The 20,227-nt window shown below is 56.3% G+C and carries 18 protein-coding genes; 11 read left to right on the top strand and 7 right to left on the bottom strand.

Annotated features, from left to right (window positions below):
• Positions 1–28: 28 nt before the first annotated feature.
• From BM205_RS02660 to BM205_RS02645, 4 genes are all read left to right on the top strand, one after another.
• Positions 29–211 carry a hypothetical protein gene (locus BM205_RS02660; RefSeq protein WP_092412216.1) on the top strand — a complete coding sequence of 61 codons (183 nt, stop codon included), beginning with the start codon at positions 29–31 and terminating at the stop codon, positions 209–211.
• A gap of 94 nt (positions 212–305) precedes the next feature.
• Complete coding sequence (locus BM205_RS02655) at positions 306–1,613, top strand: TolC family protein (protein WP_092412214.1); 1,308 nt, start codon at positions 306–308, stop codon at positions 1,611–1,613.
• Between the two features lie 9 nt (positions 1,614–1,622).
• Positions 1,623–2,852, top strand: a complete 1,230-nt coding sequence (locus tag BM205_RS02650) for an efflux RND transporter periplasmic adaptor subunit (RefSeq protein WP_092412212.1) — start codon at positions 1,623–1,625, stop codon at positions 2,850–2,852.
• Positions 2,853–2,873: 21 nt separating this feature from the next.
• Positions 2,874–6,029 carry a CusA/CzcA family heavy metal efflux RND transporter gene (locus BM205_RS02645; protein ID WP_092412210.1) on the top strand — a complete coding sequence of 1,052 codons (3,156 nt, stop codon included), beginning with the start codon at positions 2,874–2,876 and terminating at the stop codon, positions 6,027–6,029.
• A 12-nt stretch (positions 6,030–6,041) separates the two neighbouring features.
• On the opposite strand, the gene BM205_RS02640 is transcribed toward BM205_RS02645, so the two are convergent.
• The 7 genes from BM205_RS02640 to ppk1 form a co-directional block, all read right to left on the bottom strand.
• Positions 6,042–6,467: a DUF1841 family protein gene (locus BM205_RS02640; protein ID WP_092412208.1), complete on the bottom strand. Its 426-nt coding sequence runs from the start codon at positions 6,465–6,467 to the stop codon at positions 6,042–6,044.
• A 5-nt stretch (positions 6,468–6,472) separates the two neighbouring features.
• Positions 6,473–7,189 carry a VIT1/CCC1 transporter family protein gene (locus BM205_RS02635; RefSeq protein ID WP_092412206.1) on the bottom strand — a complete coding sequence of 239 codons (717 nt, stop codon included), beginning with the start codon at positions 7,187–7,189 and terminating at the stop codon, positions 6,473–6,475.
• Between the two features lie 4 nt (positions 7,190–7,193).
• Positions 7,194–7,844: an endonuclease III gene (gene nth / locus BM205_RS02630; RefSeq protein ID WP_092412204.1), complete on the bottom strand. Its 651-nt coding sequence runs from the start codon at positions 7,842–7,844 to the stop codon at positions 7,194–7,196.
• Positions 7,841–8,584 carry an electron transport complex subunit RsxB gene (gene rsxB, locus BM205_RS02625; protein ID WP_092412202.1) on the bottom strand — a complete coding sequence of 248 codons (744 nt, stop codon included), beginning with the start codon at positions 8,582–8,584 and terminating at the stop codon, positions 7,841–7,843. The genes nth and rsxB overlap by 4 nt, the downstream gene beginning before the upstream one ends.
• A gap of 116 nt (positions 8,585–8,700) precedes the next feature.
• On the bottom strand, positions 8,701–9,936 hold the full coding sequence (locus BM205_RS02620) for a polyhydroxyalkanoate depolymerase (RefSeq protein ID WP_092412200.1): 1,236 nt from the start codon (positions 9,934–9,936) through the stop codon (positions 8,701–8,703).
• A gap of 205 nt (positions 9,937–10,141) precedes the next feature.
• Positions 10,142–10,600 (bottom strand): SixA phosphatase family protein, encoded by a 459-nt coding sequence (locus BM205_RS02615; protein ID WP_092412198.1) that lies wholly within the window; start codon positions 10,598–10,600, stop codon positions 10,142–10,144.
• A gap of 12 nt (positions 10,601–10,612) precedes the next feature.
• A complete protein-coding gene (ppk1, locus tag BM205_RS02610) occupies positions 10,613–12,757 on the bottom strand; it encodes a polyphosphate kinase 1 (RefSeq protein WP_092412196.1) in 2,145 nt (714 codons plus the stop codon).
• A 357-nt stretch (positions 12,758–13,114) separates the two neighbouring features.
• On the opposite strand from ppk1, the gene pstS reads away from it, so the two are divergent.
• From pstS to phoR, 7 genes are all read left to right on the top strand, one after another.
• The gene (gene pstS / locus BM205_RS02605) at positions 13,115–14,158 is read left to right on the top strand and encodes a phosphate ABC transporter substrate-binding protein PstS (RefSeq protein ID WP_092412194.1); all 1,044 of its coding nucleotides are present in this window, start codon (positions 13,115–13,117) and stop codon (positions 14,156–14,158) included.
• A gap of 174 nt (positions 14,159–14,332) precedes the next feature.
• Positions 14,333–15,361 (top strand): phosphate ABC transporter permease subunit PstC, encoded by a 1,029-nt coding sequence (gene pstC / locus BM205_RS02600; RefSeq protein WP_092412192.1) that lies wholly within the window; start codon positions 14,333–14,335, stop codon positions 15,359–15,361.
• Positions 15,358–16,239 carry a phosphate ABC transporter permease PstA gene (gene pstA / locus BM205_RS02595; RefSeq protein WP_092412190.1) on the top strand — a complete coding sequence of 294 codons (882 nt, stop codon included), beginning with the start codon at positions 15,358–15,360 and terminating at the stop codon, positions 16,237–16,239. The genes pstC and pstA overlap by 4 nt, the downstream gene beginning before the upstream one ends.
• Positions 16,240–16,342: 103 nt before the next feature.
• Positions 16,343–17,128: a phosphate ABC transporter ATP-binding protein PstB gene (gene pstB, locus BM205_RS02590; RefSeq protein ID WP_092412673.1), complete on the top strand. Its 786-nt coding sequence runs from the start codon at positions 16,343–16,345 to the stop codon at positions 17,126–17,128.
• A gap of 114 nt (positions 17,129–17,242) precedes the next feature.
• Complete coding sequence (gene phoU, locus BM205_RS02585) at positions 17,243–17,947, top strand: phosphate signaling complex protein PhoU (RefSeq protein WP_092412188.1); 705 nt, start codon at positions 17,243–17,245, stop codon at positions 17,945–17,947.
• 53 nt (positions 17,948–18,000) lie between these two features.
• Positions 18,001–18,690 (top strand): winged helix-turn-helix domain-containing protein, encoded by a 690-nt coding sequence (locus BM205_RS02580; RefSeq protein WP_092351539.1) that lies wholly within the window; start codon positions 18,001–18,003, stop codon positions 18,688–18,690.
• An 83-nt stretch (positions 18,691–18,773) separates the two neighbouring features.
• Positions 18,774–20,078 (top strand): phosphate regulon sensor histidine kinase PhoR, encoded by a 1,305-nt coding sequence (phoR, locus tag BM205_RS02575; protein WP_092412186.1) that lies wholly within the window; start codon positions 18,774–18,776, stop codon positions 20,076–20,078.
• Positions 20,079–20,227 lie beyond the last annotated feature (149 nt).

The following is a 20,227-nucleotide window of genomic DNA, read 5'->3' as shown; positions in this document are numbered from 1 at the left end:
CCTCAACCTTGATTCTTTGGAGATCGAAATGAACGTTAAACAATTATTTGCCATCGTGACTCTGTTGTCTGCCAGTGGCGTAGTGATGGCGCAGGCGCCCGGAAATGTAAATGGTAAAGCCGATACAGCCAAGGAAATGAAGCAGTCGGCTACCGCGCATGAGCACAGGCAAGACGACGGCCCGGTGAAATCGATTCATTCCGGCGCCTGATCGCCCCGTCAAAAAAGCAGGTTTCGTGGCACGGACCGAACGGTCCGTTTGCCATGCGACCTGGCACATCTTTCGTTGTTTTGGAGAGCAGGCTATGTACAGGTTTTTTTTGTCGTTCGGTTTAGCGATATTGGCGTGCCAGTCGTCCGTAGCGCAGGAAGCAAAGCCGGCGACCGCGCAGCCAGGCATCAATTACAAGCTGCCGCAACCCGAATACAGCGGCATCGACAATAAGCTGACGTTGCAACAGGCACTGGCGCAAGCGTTCAAGGGCAACCCTGAACTGGCCGCAGCGGTGCTCGAAGTCGCCGCAGTCGACGCCTCAATTTTGCAAGCCGGCGCCAGGCCCAATCCGGAAATTTCGACCTTGCTGGAAGACACGCACAAGGCGACCCGGACCACCACCGTACAACTCAATCAGGCGCTGGAACTGGGCGGCAAGCGCGGTGCACGTATCACCGTTGCGGAAAAGGAGCGGGATGCGGCCAAGACCGACCTGCTCACCAAGCGTGCTGCCTTACACGCAGCGGTGGTCACCGCCTATTTTTCCGTGCTGGAAGCACAGGAAAATCTGCAGTTGCTGCAAAGTTCCCTGCAACTGGCGCAACGGTCTACCGCGATCACCGCGAAACGCGTCATCTCCGGCAAAGTAGCGCCGATCGAAGAAACCAAGGCGCAGGTTGCGGAAGCCGGCGTCCAGGTTGACTTGCAACAAGCCGACGGCGCCTTGAGTATTGCTCGCCGGCGCCTGGCTGCTACCTGGGGCGACAGCATGCCGCTTTTTACTGCGGTCGACGGCGAAATCAACAATTTACCGTCGCTCCCCGATATGGCTGCACTGCAGGCGCGCCTGCAAGAGTCGCCGGCCTTTTCCAGGTGGCGCTTAGAAGTCGAGCGTCGCCAGGCAGCGGCTGACCTGGAGCGTAGCCGCCGGATTCCGGACCTCACCGTCAGCATCGGCAGCAAACGCGATGCAGAGGCAGGGCGTAATCAAATGGTTCTGGGCCTGTCAATTCCGATCCCTGTTTTCGATCGCAATCAAGGCAATCTGCCGGAAGCCTTGCGGCGCACAGATAAAGCGCGTGACGAGCAGAAAAGCGCGGAGCTGCGGCTTAACGGCGAGTTGGTCGATGCCTACGAGCGATTGAAGCTCGGGCGCCAGCAGGTCGCTGCATTGCAGGGCGAGATTCTGCCGGCTGCCCAGAAAACCTATGACATCACCACCAAAGGTTTTGAGCTCGGAAAATTCGGCTTCCTGGAAGTGCTGGATGCGCAGCGCGTGCTATTTCAAGTCAAATCGCAAACCTTGCGGGCACTCGCCGATACCCATCGCTCTGCCGCCGAGATTGAACGCCTGGCAGGACCCTTTCCGTCAATCGACTCGATGCAGTCAGCTTATTAGTCAGCCAATATGAAAATCAATTTTAGCAAAAGCAAAGCTATCGCGGCCGGCATAGCGACGATTGTCGTGCTGATAGCCGCAAGTGCATACCTGGGCAAAAGCAGCAGTGGCGACGAACAGCCAGATAAAGCAGCACACAGCGAGTCTGCCGGGCATGCAGACGCCGAACATCACGGTGAAGCCGATTCTGAGGCCGACTCCCATGAGGAGGGCAAGATCGAGCTGGACGAGACCCAGGTCGCCGCGTCCGGCGTCAAGCTTGAGAGCGCTGGCGCCGCACAGGTAAAGACCTCGATCACATTGCCGGGAGAAATTCGCTTCAATGAAGACAAAACTGCCCACGTAGTGCCGCGTCTGGCGGGAGTGGTGGAACAGGTTGCGGTCAGCCTGGGACAGCAGGTCAAACGCGGACAATTGCTAGCGGTGGTTGCCAGTACCGACCTGGCTGAGCAACGTAGTGAACTGTTGGCGGCGCAGAAGCGCTTTACCTTTGCCCGCACCGGCTACGAGCGGGAGAAGAAACTGTGGGAAGAAAAAATATCCGCTGAACAGGATTATCAGCAAGCTCGCCAGGTCATGAACGAGGCTGAAATCGCGCTGCAGAATGCGCGGCAAAAACTCAACGTGCTGGGTACCGCAGCCGGTAATTCCGGCGCCTTGAATCGATATGAAATCCGCGCGCCCTTCAATGGCCTGGTAACCGAGAAACATATCGCGCTGGGAGAAGCCGTGGCGGCGGATGCCAGCATTTTCACGATTTCCGATTTGTCGACTGTCTGGGCGGAGATTGTGGTTCCGGCCAAGGACCTGAACCTGGTGCGGCTGGGTGAAAAAGTCAAGATCAGCGCCACGGCCTTTGAATCCACCGCGAGCGGCGCCATTTCCTATGTCGGCGCCTTGCTCGGGGAGCAGACGCGCACTGCCAAGGCGCGTGTCACCCTGGCCAATCCGGATATGGCCTGGCGGCCGGGCCTGTTTGTCAATGTAGCAGTGGTTTCCAGCGATGCCGAGGTAGCGGTCGCGGTGCAGCCGGAAGCGCTACAGACCGTGGACGACAAACAGGTGGTGCTTGTCCGTACCGCCGATGGTTTCATGGTGCAACCGGTGACTACCGGTCGCGCTGACAGCCAGCATGTAGAGATCGTCAAGGGGCTCAAGGCGGGTACACGTTACGCGGCTGCCGGCAGTTTCGTTCTCAAATCGGAACTCGGCAAGAGCAGCGCCGAGCACGCGCATTGATGAAGTAAAGGATCCGATCTCATGTTTGAACGCATCATACATTTCTCGATCGAGCAGCGCTGGCTGATCATGCTAGCCGTGTTTGCCATGGCCGCGCTCGGTATATACAACTATCAAAAGCTGCCGATCGATGCTGTGCCGGATATTACCAATGTCCAGGTGCAGATCAATACTGCCGCACCCGGTTATTCGCCGCTGGAAACCGAACAGCGGATTACGTTTCCGATAGAGACGGCGATGTCAGGCCTGCCGCATCTGCAGCAGACGCGCTCGCTGTCGCGTTACGGCCTGTCGCAAATAACGGTGATTTTTGAAGACGGCACGGATATCTATTTCGCGCGCCAGATGGTGAATGAGCGGATCCAGGAAGCTAAAGGTAAATTGCCCGCAGGTGTAATGCCTGCGATGGGGCCGATCTCAAGCGGGTTGGGGGAAATTTACCTGTGGACGGTGGAAGCGAGGGACGGTGCAAAAAAAGCCGATGGCAGCGCGTACACGGCTACCGATCTACGGGAAATCCAGGACTGGATCATCAAGCCGCAATTGCGTAATGTCAGCGGCGTCACCGAAATCAATTCGATCGGAGGCTTTGCCAAGGAATACCAGGTGGCGCCGATACCCGAGAAACTGGCTTCTTACGGTCTGACCCTGCAGGATATCGTTACCGCGCTGGATCGCAATAACAGCAATGTCGGCGCAGGTTATATCGAAAAGCGCGGCGAACAACTGCTGATCCGCGCCCCGGGCCAGGTGCAGTCGATAGAAGACATCCGCAACATCATCCTTGGCAATGTGCAGGGTGTGCCGATCCGCATCCGCGATATCGGCGAGGTCGACATCGGCCGCGAATTACGCACCGGCGCCGCCACCGAGAACGGGCGCGAAGTGGTGCTGGGAACGGTCTTCATGCTGATCGGCGAAAACAGCCGTGCCGTCTCGCAGGCAGTCGACCGCAAAATGCTGGAGATCAACCGCAGCCTGCCGGCGGGAGTTGAAGCGATTACCGTGTACGACCGCACCGTGCTGGTCGACAAGGCGATCAACACCGTCAAAAAGAACTTGCTGGAAGGCGCCATCCTGGTGATCGCGATTCTGTTCATGTTCCTCGGCAACATGCGCGCCGCGATTATTACCGCGATGGTGATCCCGCTGTCGATGCTGTTTACCTTTACCGGCATGGTTCAGTACAAGGTGAGCGCCAACCTGTTAAGCCTGGGGGCGCTCGACTTCGGCATCATCATCGATGGCGCGGTGGTCATCGTGGAGAATTGCGTCCGACGCCTGTCGCATGCGCAAGCGCGTCACGGCCGGCCGCTGACCCGCACCGAGCGCTTCCACGAAGTGTTTGCCGCCTCCAAGGAAGCGCGTCGTCCCTTGATCTTTGGCCAGGTCATCATCATGGTGGTTTATCTGCCGATCTTCGCACTTACCGGCGTCGAAGGAAAAATGTTCAATCCCATGGCCTTGACGGTTGTGATTGCCTTGGTCGGCGCGATGATCTTGTCGATCACCTTTATCCCGGCTGCGGTGGCGCTGTTTATCGGTAAACGGGTATCGGAGAAGGAAAATTTCCTGATGCGCGGCGCCAAGCGGTTTTATGCACCGGTGCTGGATTGGGTGATGCAGCGTAAAACAACGGTACTGGGCGGCGCTCTGATTGTGCTGCTGTTGTCGGGTTTGCTGGCAACCCGTCTTGGTAGTGAATTCGTGCCGAGCTTGAATGAAGGCGATATGGCGATCCAGGCATTGCGGATTCCCGGCACCAGCCTGACGCAATCGCTGGAGATGCAAAAACGGATTGAAAGCGCGTTGAAGCGGCAGTTTCCCGAGATAGAACGTGTGTTCGCCCGCACCGGAACCGCGGAAATCGCCTCCGATCCGATGCCGCCGAATATTTCCGACGGCTATATCATGCTCAAGCCGGAAGCCGGCTGGCCGAAGCCGAAGAAGTCGCGGCCGGAGCTGTTGGCAGCTATCCAGGAAGCCGCCAACAGAATTCCCGGCAACAACTACGAGTTCTCGCAACCGATCCAGCTGCGTTTCAATGAATTGATTTCCGGTGTGCGCAGCGATGTCGCCGTCAAGATATTCGGCGACGACATGAAGGTCTTGAACGACACCGCAGATAAAGTCTCGAGCGTGCTGGGTAAGATCACCGGCGCCACTGAGGTCAAGGTTGAACAGACTTCTGGATTGCCCATGCTGACGGTGAATATCGACAGGGAAAAGACCGCGCGCTACGGCCTCAACGTGGCTGACGTGCAGGACGTTGTCGCCACGGCCATCGGCGGCAAGGAGGGCGGTACCTTGTTTCAGGGCGACCGCCGCTTCGATATCGTAGTACGTTTGCCGGAGGAGTTGCGGAGCGATCTGGAGGCCTTCAAGCGCCTGCCGATTTCTTTGCCTCGTAGTGCTAACGCTGGCGCTGGCGGCGAAGGCCGTACCAACTATATCCCGCTGGCCGAGGTCGCCAGCCTGGAACTGGCGCCGGGGCCGAATCAGATCAGCCGGGAAAACGGCAAGCGGCGGATTGTGGTGAGCGCGAATGTGCGCGGCCGGGATATCGGCTCGTTTGTCGCCGAAGCCGAAGCCAGGCTGCAACAGCAAGTCAAGATTCCATCCGGCTACTGGACCAGCTGGGGCGGCCAGTTCGAACAGCTGCAATCGGCCAGCAAACGCCTGAAAATTGTGATCCCGGTAGCTTTGCTGCTGGTATTTACGCTGCTGTTCGCGATGTTTGGCAATATCAAAGATGGTTTGCTGGTATTCAGCGGTATTCCGTTCGCCTTGACCGGCGGTATCGTCGCCTTGTGGCTGCGCGGGATTCCCTTGTCGATTTCGGCGGCGGTCGGGTTCATTGCGCTGTGCGGCGTAGCTGTGCTGAACGGGTTGGTGATGATTGCCTTCATCCGTAGCTTGCGCGAGGAAGGCCGTAACCTGGATGCCGCGATCAGGGAAGGGGCGTTGACGCGCTTGCGGCCGGTGCTGATGACGGCGTTGGTGGCATCCCTGGGTTTTGTGCCGATGGCGATTGCTACCGGCACGGGCGCCGAGGTGCAGCGACCGTTGGCGACGGTGGTGATCGGCGGGATCTTGTCGTCAACTATCCTGACCTTGCTGGTGCTGCCGATCCTGTATCAGTTATTCCATCGTCGTGATGAAGAACGCGCGGTGTAGGGTGGGCTCATCCTACACGCGCTTCCGGACGCAATCGATATAAGCAGCGCCATCCGGCGGCAGGCCGCTGCGTTGCGAATTCCAGATCATCTCGCCCAGGCATTCCATGATGTGATGATGGGCTTCATGCTCCGATTGCAGGCGCTGCGTCAAAGCGGTGGCCGCGGCGCGGATGCCGGGCGGCTGGTCGATCGAGATCTGCTCGGCGATCGACAGATGCATCGACAAATGCAGGAACGGATTGGTCTGGCCGTTTTCGACCGAATAATCGGCGCTCAATGCGGCTTCGACATCTTTCAGGTCGTCGGCATACTCGGGATGTTGCTGCAGCCAGTCGCTGGCGATGGCTTCCAGTGGCGTGAGTATTTCACCGGTCTTATGCTTGCGATAGGTTTCGCAGAAAAAGCGTCGTACGTCGTCTTGGGATGGATTGAACATGGTGATTAACTGATCAGTCTGGCAATGCCGAAAGCGGCGGCGGCGGCAAGGCCGCCTACCATCAGGGTTTGCAGCGCGGAATTGAGCGCGCCGGTACCGGTCACGCTGCCTTTCAGGTAGCCGAAGATAAACAGCGCTAGAAGCGTGACGACGGTGGAAGCAGCGAGGGCTTTCGGAATGGAGGTCATCAGCATGTACGGCGCCAGCGGAATCAGGCCGCCAACCAGGTACGAAAGCGCGATAGTCATCGCACTTTTCCTGGCTGCGGCCGGGCGTGGCTCTTCCAGCCCGAGTTCAAAGCGCATCATGAAATCGCGCCAGGCTATCGGATTGCGTTCCAGTCCGGCCAGCATCGGTTCGCACTCTTGTTTCGTGACGCCGTATTGCGCCATGATGTCGATTACTTCTTTGCGCTCGCGATGCGGCACATTGAGGATCTCTTGCTCTTCGCGCTCGCGTTCGGCGTAATAGTGTTGGCGCTGGGTGCGTCCGGCCAGGTAGCCGCCCAGGCCCATGGCTATCGAACCGGCCGCGATTTCCGCAACGCCGGCGGTGACCACGATGTCGATGCCGACGGCGACGCCGCTGATGCCGGCCGCCAGTGCAAACGGCACGGTCAGGCCATCGGCCATGCCGATGACGATATCGCGGACAGTGTCGCTGGCTTCGAAATGATGCTCGGTATGCGGATGAGAATGGGAGTGGGAGTGAGGTTGTTGCATAGGTTTATATCCCTTTTTCCGGCAACGGAGTTTTTGCCTTGAAGTCGCACAGATCGGCAATGCTGCAGTTCCAGCATAGCGGTTTGCGGGCGATGCAGGTATAACGGCCATGCAGGATCAGCCAGTGATGGGCATCCAGCAGGAATTCGGTGGGTACCAGTTTCATCAACTTGTGTTCAACCGCCTCGACATCCTTGCCGGGCGCGATGCCAGTACGGTTGGCAACCCGGAAGATATGGGTGTCGACGGCAATGGTCGGTACCCCGAACGCAGTATTCAACACCACATTGGCCGTCTTCCGGCCAACCCCCGGCAAGGCTTCCAGTTGTTCGCGGCTGCGCGGCACCTGGCTGTCATGCAGGGCAACCAGCATGCGGCAGGTTTCGATCACGTTCTTGGCTTTGGTGCGATACAAACCTATGGTCTGGATATACGGGATCAAACCGTCGACGCCAAGCGCATAGATTTGCGCCGGCGTATTCGCCACCGGGTACAGCTTGCGGGTCGCCTTGTTGACTGAGACATCGGTGGCTTGCGCCGACAGGATCACCGAGATCAACAGTTCAAACGGCGAGGTGTATTCCAGCTCTGTGGTTGGATGCGGCATGGCGGCGCGCAGGCGGGCAAATATTTCCCGGCGTTTTTCGGCGTTCATTGTGCGTCCTTGCTGTCCTTGATGCTCGGCTGAGTTTGTTGTTCCTTCTTCAGGCGGGCGCGTTCGATAGCTGCCTGAATGATCGCTTTCTTGCGTAGCTGTTCGGCTTGCTGCTCTGGCGTTGCAGCAGATTCGGCTGCGACTGCCTTCAGTTTTTCGGCGGCCTTGGCCGCCAGGCGGTCATCGTTTTCGCGCTTTTCGCGCACCAGCCTGATCACATGGAAATCGTGACGGGCGCGGGCTTCATCGGCCTGTTGTTGCGTCCAGGCGTCCCAGCCGGTATTTGCGCCGCTGACCTCGACCATAGTGATGCAATCGACCGGGCAAGGGGGCACGCACAGATCGCAGCCGGTGCACAGGTCGTTGATTACCGTATGCATCTGCTTGGCGGCGCCGACGATGGCGTCGACCGGACATGCCTGGATGCAGAGTGTGCAGCCGATGCAAGCCGCCTCATCGATGACTGCCAGCGGCCGCGGCCGTTCGACGCCATTCGCCGGATTCAGCGGGATGACTGGTTGCTGCAGCAGTTGCGCCAGCCGGGCCACGCCTTGCTGGCCGCCTGGCGGACACTGATTGTAGCTGGCGCTGCCATCGGCGATGGCTTCGGCATAGGGGCGGCAAGCCGGATAGCCGCACTTGGTGCATTGGGTCTGCGGCAGCAGCGCTTCAATGCGGTCGGCGAGGGAAGATGAGGGCGGGACTAACACAGGCGGCGAGGAGATTGATGATGACAACATGGTTGCTATTATCCGAGTAAACCGGCAGTGCGCCAAGGCGGTGCACCAAATAAAAAAAGCCGTTCCTGTTGAAGGGACGGCTTTTGCAGCGGATTTATTGCGCTTGGCAGACGAAGTTAAGCGTTGTCCTTGATAAAGGTCGTTATTGTCGGGCAAATCACTTCACGCCAGCGGCGGCCCGAGAAAATCCCGTAATGGCCGCATTTTTCGGCAGTGAAATGTTGTTTTTTGGCTTTCGGAATGGAGCTGCACAAATCGTGTGCAGCCTGGGTTTGTCCGGAGCCCGAAATATCGTCCAGTTCGCCTTCAATCGTAAGCAAGGCGACACTCTTGATATCCTGCGGCCGCACCAGCTTGCCTTCGACCTCCCAGGTGCCTTTGGGCAGGGCGAAATCCTGGAACACGGTCTTGATGGTATCCAGGTAGTACTCGGCCGGCATATCCAGCACGGCGTTGTATTCGTTATAGAATTTGCGATGGCTGTCGGCCGACTCGTTATCGCCTTCGCGCAAGTGCATGTAAAAATCCCAATGGCTTTGGGCATGGCGGCTTGGGTTCATCGCGACAAAACCGGCATGTTGCAGAAAGCCCGGATATACCTTGCGGCCAAAACCCGGGTAGTTGGACGGAACGCTATAAATGACAGTGTTCTCAAACCAGCTGAACGGTTTTTCGGTGGCCAGGTTGTTGACGTCGGTAGGCGATTTGCGCGGATCGATCGGACCGCCCATCATGGTCATGCTCTTCGGCAGATGGCTATCCTTGGCGCTGGCCATCAGGGCAATCGCGGCCAATACAGGGACGGTCGGCTGGCAGACTGAAATCACGTGCAGGTCCGGACCCAGCTGGCGAATGAAGTCCTGTACGTAATAAATATAGTCATGCAAATGGAAGGCGCCATCGCTGGCGGGCACCATGCGGGCGTCGGTCCAGTCGGTGATGTAGACATCGTGTTCCGATAGCAGACCCTGCACGGTGTCGCGCAATAACGTCGAATGGTGGCCGGACAAAGGGGCAACCAGCAATACTGTCGGTTGCTTGAGGTCGGAGAATTCCTTGTTGCTCAAGTCTTTTTTGAAATGCAGCAGGCGGCAAAATGGCCGCGTGACAGCAATTTCTTCGACTATCCCGACTTGTTTGCCTTTGATTAACGTGCTGTTGATTTCAAACTCAGGCTTTTCATATTGCTTGCCGAGACGGTACATCAATTCGTAACCCGCGGCGATACGTTGCGCGAACGGTGTATGGGCTAACGGCGAGATCGGGTCGGTGAAGAGCCTGCTGCCGGCATCGGCCCATTGCACCAGCGGATGGAGTAAAGACCGGTTGAATTCGTGAAATTGGTAAAGCATGCATTGCCTCTTGGGTGATCCGGTACAACGTAGGTTGCCTATAATGCAATTTTCCTGTTATTTTAGCTTATGTAAGGAAATGTCGCAGAATTCCTGTAGTTTGACAACAACGGCAAACAATAAACTGAGTAAACGATTTGCTCGCCGATTTGCACGCAAATATAACAGGTTACCGCTACCACGATGTGGGTTTTCCGGCCGAAGCTTACTTGGCAATCAAATCCGGCGCCATGACCGCTTTCAGATAGTTGGTCGTGATGTCGCCGCGCTCGCGCTGGGCAATCCACCAGACGCTGCCTTTCCTGATCGACCACTCTTGCATCTGCCCGGCTATCAGCAGAGCAGCGACCCGGCCTAGCGTAGGCTGATGGCCGATGATCAATACCGGCTCGCGGCTGTTGGGCCAATTCGCCACCGCCAGCAATTGCTGTGCGCTGCAGTCGGGGGCGAGCTCGGGATGGGTCTTGAATTTGCGGCCGAGCGCTTCTACCGTTTGTACTGTGCGGGTGGCTGGACTGCTGATGATCTTGCAACTGTGGGGCAGGTTGTGGTCCAGCCAGTCTGCCATTTTCCAGGCTTGCTTGTGTCCTTTGCCCGTCAACGCGCGCCCCTCGTCAGGTTCGCCGATTTCTGCCTCTGCATGCCGCCATAGAATCAAGTCCATGATATTCCTTGCTTACTTATCTGATGAGTGCGCCGGTGAAAGCGCGCCCAGGGCTAGCATCAAATGCCGTTGTGCACCGTATGGCTTCTGGCGCCGATGCGGCTTGTTTTTTTTCCAGTTGCCGTCAGCCCCGAGGACCCAGGCATTGATGTTGTCTTTTAAATAGGGTGTCAGGCCTTCAGTGATAACTCTTCTCTTGAGTGATTTGTCGAATATCGGAAAGGCGACCTCCACACGCCGGAACAGGTTGCGGTTCATCCAGTCGGCGCTGGCCAGGTAGACATCGTGCTGCAGATTGTTACGGAAATAATAGATGCGGCTGTGTTCCAGGAAACGGCCGATGATGGAGCGCACATGAATGTTCTCGGACAGGCCGGGAACCCCTGGTCTGAGCGCGCAAGCACCGCGCACGATCAACTCGATCTTGACGCCGTCGGCAGAGGCATCGTACAAGGCGCGGATGACGGATTCGTCCAGCAACGCATTCATCTTGGCGACAATCCGCGCCGGCCGCCCTTTGCGGGCAATCTCGGCTTCATTGTGGATGGCCCGGATGATTTCCTTTTGCAACAGGAACGGCGCCAGCCACAGGTAATCCATTTTCTTGGGCTTGGTCAGGCTGGTCAGGTGCATGAAGACTTCGTTGACTTCGGTGGCCATCTTCTGGTTTGAAGTGAGCAAGCCAAAGTCGGTGTAAAGCTTGGTGGTGGTCGGGTGGTAGTTACCGGTGCCGAGGTGGGCGTAATAGCGCAGTTCGCCGTTGCCATCCTTGCCGGCCTCGCGACGCAGCACCAGCGACAGCTTGGCGTGGGTTTTTAAGCCGACTACCCCATATACCACCTGGGCGCCAGCGCGTTCCAGCTTGTCGGCCCAGTTGATATTGGCTTCTTCGTCAAAGCGCGCCATCAGTTCGACGATCACCATGACTTCTTTGCCGCGTTGTGCGGCGATAATCAACGCTTCCATCAGGTCGGAGTTCATGCCGGTGCGATAGATGGTTTGCTTGATTGCCACCACATTGCTGTCAAATGCCGCTGAACGGACAAAATCAACCACCGGCTGGAACGATTGGAACGGATGGTGCAGCAGCACATCTTTCTGTTTCAGCTGGTCGAAAATATCGTTGCCGTTATCCAGGTGTAGCGGCAAACCTGGCGCAAATGAAGGGAAGCGCAGGCTGGCGTCGCTGATCTGGTCAATCATCTCTGACAGGCGCACCATATTGACGGGCCCGTCAACCGCGTACAAACGGTTAGCGGCAATGCCAAACTGATCGAGCAGGAACTGAGCCAGGTGCGGCGGGCAACTGCGCGCCACCTCCAGCCGGACCGCAACACCGAACTGGCGGCTCTGGAGTTCGCTTTGCAGCGCCTGACGCAGATTCTTGACCTCTTCTTCGTCAACCCACAACTCACTGTTACGGGTTACCCGGAATTGTGAATAAGCTAATATCTGACGGCCGGTAAAAAGATCGCCTATATGGGCATGGATGATGGACGACAACAGGCAGAACGAGGTGCCGTTGGGCGAGAGCGCATCGGGTAGCCTGATCACCCTTGGCAATACGCGTGGCGCTTTGATGATGGCAATCGAGGTGCTGCGGCCGAATGCATCTTTGCCGGCCATTTCGACGATGAAATTGAGACTCTTGTTTAATACCTGGGGAAAGGGGTGGGCCGGATCCAGCCCTATGGGCGTCAGCAGGGGGCGGATTTCCTGATCAAAGAAGGATTTTATCCACGCCCGCTGTTCTTCATTGCGATCGCTATGCCGTAGCAGATGGATACCGCTGGCCGCCAGCTGCGGCAAAATCGTCTGGTTCAGGATGGCGTACTGGCGATCGACGATCTGGTGACATTCTTCGCTGGTGCGCTCAAGCGCTGCGACGAGCGCCGGAGGTTCTGCATTGACGCCGTCGATCTGGCTGTTTGCCAGCAAGCTGGCGATGCGGACTTCAAAAAATTCGTCAAGATTGTTGCTTACTATACATAAATATCGCAATCGCTCCAGCAATGGGATATGCCGGTCTTCAGCCTGGGCCATGACGCGGCGGTTGAAGGCCAGTTGCGACAATTCGCGATTCAGATAGCTTGGGTTGGCGCCTAATCTGGCGCTGGGGTGTTTGGTGTCATCGTTCGACTTGTTTTTTTTGTTCATGAAATCAGGCAGCTGGTCTGATAGTTACGGCGCAGTGTATGTAGCGAATATGACAGCTTGATGAAGAAAATGGAAGTGTTGCCGGGTATTAGGCATTCTGGCTTAGTGTCGGCAGATGGTTGGCCCGTCAAAATTCCATGTGGAAATAGAACGGTTTGCTAGCAACTTGTGGTTGGCTTTTTAATAATTTAGTGTCATACGCATTCATTTTTATCTCGTCATAAAGCTGTCATAAATGTTGGTTAGAGTTCGCCCTGTCTTAGGGACTGTTGTGAAATTTGCTTTCTGGCATGAGATGAATTTCACAACAGTCTCGACTTGGGCACACCACATCTATAGTCAACAAGGGAGTAACAAATGCGATTGAATCACCTCGTTAAAGCAGCGGTTCTTGCAATGGGTTCGACATTGGCGGTTTCTTCCGTCATGGCTGCGGAAATCACTGGCGCCGGCGCCTCTTTTCCTTACCCGATCTATTCGAAGTGGGCTGAAGCCTACAAAACTGCAACCGGCACCAGCCTGAACTATCAATCGATCGGCTCCGGTGGCGGCATCAAGCAAATCAAAGCGAAGACAGTGGATTTCGGCGCTTCCGACATGCCATTGAAGGCTGAAGACCTGGCCGCCGACAATTTGGCGCAGTTCCCTGCAATCATGGGCGGCGTGGTGCCGGTCGTGAATCTGGATGGCGTTACACCAGGCCAGGTCAAATTGACCGGTGCGATACTGGCCGACATCTACCTGGGCAAGATCACCAAGTGGAATGCAGCCGAAATCGTTGCCCTAAACCCTGGCGTGAAATTGCCAGCTGACGACATCACCGTGGTGTACCGCGCTGACGGTTCAGGCACTTCGTTTGTGTTCACCAGCTACCTGTCGAAGACCAACCCGGCATTCAAGAGCGTCGTCGGCGCTGGTACTGCAGTCAAGTGGCCAGTCGGCGTCGGCGGCAAGGGTAACGAAGGTGTCGCTGCCAACGTACAAAAGATCAAGGGTTCGATCGGCTACGTTGAATATGCTTATGCCAAGAAAAACAAGTTGTCGCATACTCAGCTGAAAAATCGCGACGGTGGTTTTGTGCAACCGGACGACGAAACTTTCAAGGCTGCAGCAGCTGGCGCCGACTGGGCTAAAACACCAGGTTTCGCAGTGGATTTCACTGATGCAGCCGGCAAGACCAGCTGGCCTATCACCAGCGCTTCTTTCATCCTGATTCACAAAAGCCAGGCTGATGCCGCCAAGGGCAAGGAAGTGTTGAAATTTTTTGACTGGGCATACAAGAACGGTGGCGCCTCTGCTACTGAACTGGATTACGTAGCGATTCCTGCTTCCGTGATCAAGCTGGTGGAAGAGTCCTGGAAATCCCAGATCAAGGACAACGCCGGTAAAGCTGTCTGGTAATAAATAAGTAGGTAAGTTGTACGCCGAGACGGAGTTGGGCTGGTTCCGCTCCGTCTCGCTGAATATTCCTGATACATCTGATCTTCACGCGAATCATCTCCGGTACGTCGAGCACAAGTTGTTCCGCTGGAGTTCTCGCTGCCGCATGTTATTCTTCATCGGATATCGCTACTCATGAGTGCAAATATTCCTGTCATGGCACAATCGATCTCACCCCAGTCAATCAGCGCTGAAGAGGCGGGTTTGTCGCATCAGAGCTTGCTAGCCACGATGCGTAAGCAACGCATCCAGGATTTCCTGTTCCATAAAGTCACGCTAATCTTCTCGCTGCTCGTGCTGGCGGTATTGCTTGGCATTATCGTGTGCCTGGCGATAGGCGCCTGGCCGGTATTCCGCGAATTTGGCCCATCCTTCATTACCACCGTCGAGTGGGATCCCGTCAACGACCATTATGGCGCGATGATTGCCATCGTCGGCACGTTGGTCACCTCGTTCATTGCCCTGGCGATAGCGTTTCCGGTGAGTTTCGGTATTGCCTTGTTCCTGACGGAAATCTGCCCTGCAAAATTGCGTCGCCCATTGGGTACCGCGGTTGAGCTGCTGGCGGGCGTGCCGAGCATCATCTACGGCATGTGGGGTTTGTTTGTATTCGCACCTTTATTTGCCAAGTACGGCCAGCCGTTCCTTGCAGATACGCTCGGCCAGCTGCCGCTGATCGGCACGTTGTTCAGCGGCCCCAAAATGGGCATAGGCCTGCTGACCGCAGGTCTGATCCTGGCCGTAATGATCATTCCATTTATTTCGTCCGTCATGCGCGACGTGTTTGAAGTTGTCCCTGCGGTGCTGAAAGAATCAGCCTACGGCCTGGGTTGCACACGCTGGGAAGTGGTGCGCAAAGTGGTGTTGCCGTATGCTAAAACCGGCGTCGTCGGCGGCGTCATGCTGGGCCTGGGGCGCGCTTTGGGTGAAACCATGGCGGTGACCTTCGTGATCGGTAATGCGCAGCGGTTGTCCTGGTCGTTATTCGCATCGGGCAACAGTATCGCTTCGACGCTGGCCAATGAAATCGCCGAAGCCTCTACCACGCTGCACGTATCGGCTTTGTTTGCGCTTGGCCTGATCCTGTTCGTGATTACCTTCATTGTGTTGTCGATCGCCAAAATCATGTTGATGGGCATGTCCCGTAAAGAAGGTGCCAAATGAAGAATTCTGCTGATATCCAGCCGAGCCCGCTGGTCAATCCGGTCTATCGCAAACGCCTGCTGACGCATCGTTTCGGGATGGTCTTGTCTTTCCTGGCGATGGCGATGGGCATCGCGGTGCTGGCCTGGATTCTGGCGACTTTGGTCATCAAGGGTTTCGGTGCGCTCAATCTCGGTATCCTGACGCAAAATACGCCTGCTCCCGGCTCAGGCCCAGGTGGCTTGTTGAATCCGATTATCGGTAGCCTGATGATGGTAGGCATGGCGACGGTAGTCAGTACCCCGATCGGCATCCTGGCCGGTATCTACCTGGCTGAATATGGCGAGGAAAGCAAACTGGCGCAGGTGACGCGCTTTGTTACCGACATCATGCTGTCGGCGCCATCGATCGTGATCGGTTTGTTTGTCTATGCAATTTACGTTGCCAAGGTTGGCCACTTCTCCGGCTGGGCCGGTTCCTTTGCGCTGTCGCTGATTGCCGTGCCGGTGATCGTGCGGACTACCGACAATATGCTGAAACTGGTGCCCGGCAGCCTGCGTGAAGCAGCATTTTCGCTGGGGGCGCCGCGCTGGAAAGTAGCGTTGCTGGTGCGTCTGCGTGCGGTCAAGGCTGGCGTGGTAACAGGTGTATTGCTGGCGGTGGCGCGGATTGCCGGAGAAACGGCGCCGCTGTTGTTCACCGCGCTGAATAACCAGTTCTTCAGCACCAACATGAATAAACCGATAGCGAATCTGCCGGTAGTCATCAGCCAGTTTGCGATGAGCCCGTTTGATAACTGGGTACCGCTGGCTTGGGGTGGCGCGTTGCTGATCACCTTCAGCGTACTGGCCTTGAACATCGTTTCGCGTTCATTGTTCAGCCAGAAGATTCCGGGCTAACGCATTTACCTGTAATCATCCGGATTGCCGTCCTTAATGAGCACTTACTAGTCACTCACTGGTCAATAACATGCAAACTTCTACCAAATTGAATCATCTCGATATGCAGTCGATGCAAGCGCTGCATTCGACCAAGCCACCAACCATAGAAATCTCGCAACTTGATTTTTTCTACGGTAATTTCCAGGGCTTGAAGAATATCAACCTGCATATTAATGAAAAGAAAGTGACCGCCTTTATCGGACCGTCCGGTTGCGGAAAATCGACCTTGCTGCGCACCTTGAACCGGATGTACGACCTGTATCCGGGTCAACGCGCGGAAGGCAAGATCATGTACGCGGGCCGCAACATCCTGGAAGCAGGACAGGACCTGAACATGCTGCGCGCCAAGGTGGGCATGGTGTTCCAGAAGCCGACGCCATTTCCGATGTCGATCTACGACAACATCGCGTTCGGGATCCGCCTGTACGAAAACCTGCCTAAGGGTGAAATGGACGAGCGCGTCGAATGGGCATTGTCGAAGGCTGCCTTATGGGGCGAAGTCAAAGACAAGTTGAACAAGAGCGGCCTGAGCTTGTCCGGTGGACAGCAGCAACGCTTGTGTATCGCGCGCAGTGTGGCAGTGCGCCCAGACGTGTTGTTGCTGGACGAGCCGACCTCGGCGCTGGATCCGATTTCGACCGCCAAGGTGGAAGAACTGATCAGCGAACTGAAACAGGACTACACCATCGCCATCGTTACGCACAACATGCAGCAGGCTGCACGCTGTTCCGATTACACCGCCTATATGTATCTGGGCGAGTTGGTGGAATTCGGCGAAACCGATCAGATTTTCATGAATCCTGCACGCAAGGAAACCCAGGATTACATCACTGGCCGTTTTGGTTAAGCGCAAAATTTCTTGATGAAATTGCGGCATGCATCAGCTGAACGCAGTTGAATGCAGTTGAGCTAAATAGGTTGAAATACATACACTGAATTACAAAGAACAGAAAGAAATCAGATGACCGGCGAACATTCTTCGAAGCAGTACGACACTGATTTGGAAACCATACGTTCCAAAGTGTTGCTCATGGGTGGACTGGTTGAACGCCAGTTCCAGGAAGCGCTTAACGTTTTCCGCACCGGCAACCTGGATGCTGCCGAAAGAGTCATCAAGGATGACGATCAGGTCAACCGCCTGGAAGTCGAGCTGGACGATGCCTGCAGCCATCTGATCGTGCGCCGCCAGCCGACTGCCAACGATTTGCGTACCGTGATGGCGACCATCAAGGTGATTACCGATCTCGAGCGCATCGGCGATGAAGCGGCAAAAATCGCGCGCACGGCAATTCACCTGTACAAGCGCGGCGCCGGGACCATCGATCACACGGAAACCGTGCGCGTCATCGGCAGCGGCGCAGCTGACATGCTGCACGATGCACTGGATGCGCTGGCGCGCCTGGACGAAAAGCAGGCTACCAGGCTGATCGCGCAAGACGTCGTGATCGACCGCGATTTCCGGTCGATCATGCGAAACCTGATTACCTTCATGATGGAAGATCCGCGCACGATTTCGGCTTCGATGGATACCTTATGGGTAGCCAAGGCGATCGAACGTATCGGCGACCATGCCAAGAACATCGCCGAATACGTGATCTACATTGTCGAGGGCAAGGATATCCGTCATACCGATTACGCCGCGAGTCAGCTCGGTGATGATGCGTAATCGATGCTTAATTGATGAGTCATCGAAACGTAACATTAACTGTGTATTAAAAAATGGCCGCCGATAAAACATCCATCCTGATTATCGAAGATGAGCCGGCGATTGCCGAACTGATTGGTTTCACGATCAAGGAAGCCGGCTGGAACCCATCCATCGTCCATACCGCAGCCGACGGCTGGGAGTTCGTCCAGCGCCGCACGCCGCATCTGGTGCTGCTGGACTGGATGCTGCCGGACCAGAGCGGCCTGCGCTTGCTGTCGCAAATGCGTGCCGATCGCCAGCTGCAGTCGATGCTTATCATGATGCTGACTGCAAAAAGCATGGAAGAGGACAAGATCTCGGGCCTCGACAACGGCGCTGACGATTACATGACCAAGCCGTTTTCGCCGCGTGAACTGACCTCGCGCGTCAAGGCTTTATTGCGGCGCAAAGGCGCGGATGAAGTCCCTGGCATGATGTCGGCCGGTTCGGTTTCGCTCGATCCAGCTAGCTGCTCGGTATGCCTGGAAAACCAGAAGATCGATATTGGTCATGCCGAATATCGTTTGCTGAAATTTTTCATGGCCAATCCGGACCGGGTCTTCTCCCGTAGCCAGTTGCTGGACAAGGTGTGGGGTGACCACGTGGTCATCGAAGAGCGCACCGTGGATGTCCATGTACTGCGCTTGCGCAAGGCGCTGCGGGAATCGGAGCACCTGATCCGTACCGTGCGTAGCGTCGGCTACATGCTTTCGGCAAAATAGTACAATAATTTCAAGCCCGAAGCGCCGGCCGCCAGCCGGGGCTCGCAACTATGAACATTGCCTCCCTCGCAAAATAGTGATTTATGAATCCACAGATGTTGTTCTGGATCCCGGCAATGCTGCGGATCTTGCTGATCTTTGTCATCTCCGGCGTAGTCTGGGGTCTGTTTGGCGCAGTACCCGGCCTGGTGCTGGGCTTGGTCTTGATGTCGATTGCGGTGGTGGTGCAACTGCACTACCTGTTCCGGCTGAGCGGCTGGCTTGACAATCCGCGCAGCGAAAAACTGCCGGATGGATGGGGTGCGTGGACCGATATTTTTTCGCGCCTGTACCGTTTGCGGCGCGACGATGAAAAACATCAGACTGAACTGAGCGAATGGCTGGCGCGCTTTCGCCAGGCCATGCATTTATTGCCGGACGGGGTCGTCATCATGGACGATGTCTTGTTCCTGGAATGGTGCAACCCGGCCGCCGAGCGGCACTTGGGCCTGCAACACGGGCGCGACAAGGGAATGCGGGTCACCAATCTGATCCGTACCCCGGATTTCATCGATTACATCATCCTCGGCCGCTACGATCAACCGCTGACATTGAGCTTGCGTGAGCGTAAGCTTATCGTGCAGATCATTCCGTTTGAAAACCGGCGTCAGATCCTGGTGACCCACGACGCTACCGAATCCGAAAGAATCGACATGATGCGGCGCGACTTCATCGCTAATGCCTCGCACGAGCTGCGCACGCCATTGACGGTGATTAACGGCTTTCTGGAGATCGCGCAGGCACAACCGGATCTTGACCAGAAAACCCGCGCTGCCCATTTGCAGTTGATGACGGAGCAGGGCCATCGCATGCAAAACCTGATCGGCGACATGCTTACCTTGACGCGCCTGGAGTCGGTCGATTACCCCTTGCGCCCCGAGCCCATAGATATGCAAGCCATGCTGCAAAGCTTGTTGCTGGAAGCTGAAGTTCTGTCTGCGGGAAAACATACGTTTTCCCTGGCGGTCGACGGGCCCGATGTCACTGGTAGCAAGGACGAACTGCGCAGCGCATTCAGCAACCTGATTTCCAATGCCGTCCGTTATACGCCTGCTGATGGAAAAATCCAGATCATTTGGCAAAAAGGAAAACTAGGGCCGCAGCTGGTGGTCAAGGATTCCGGCATCGGTATCAGCGGCGAACATATCTCGCGGCTGACCGAACGGTTTTACCGGGTCGACAAGAGCCGCTCGCGAGAAACCCAGGGTACCGGTCTCGGCCTGGCCATCGTCAAACACGTATTGTTGCGCCACCACGGCACGCTTGGGGTTGAGTCGCGGCCGGGCGAAGGTAGTGTGTTTACCGTCAACTTGCCTGCAACTTCTATCGTTGCTGCAGCGAAAGCTTGAACAGGCTGCAAAGACCGGGCATTGCCGGGGGCGACTGAAGTCTTCAACATCAGCTACAATTCTGCGGTGACATACTGAAGACAGGTGTCGCCGGCCGCAAGCGTTGTCGATGATTAAAAGCGCCCGCGTTTCTCATTCAAGCCCGTCCA

Origin of the sequence: Collimonas sp. OK307, from assembly GCF_900113705.1 — a bacterium.
Lineage (GTDB): Bacteria > Pseudomonadota > Gammaproteobacteria > Burkholderiales > Burkholderiaceae_D > Collimonas.
Note: the sequence above shows the minus strand (reverse complement) of the source record. Positions and strands in the feature narration are given on the sequence as shown.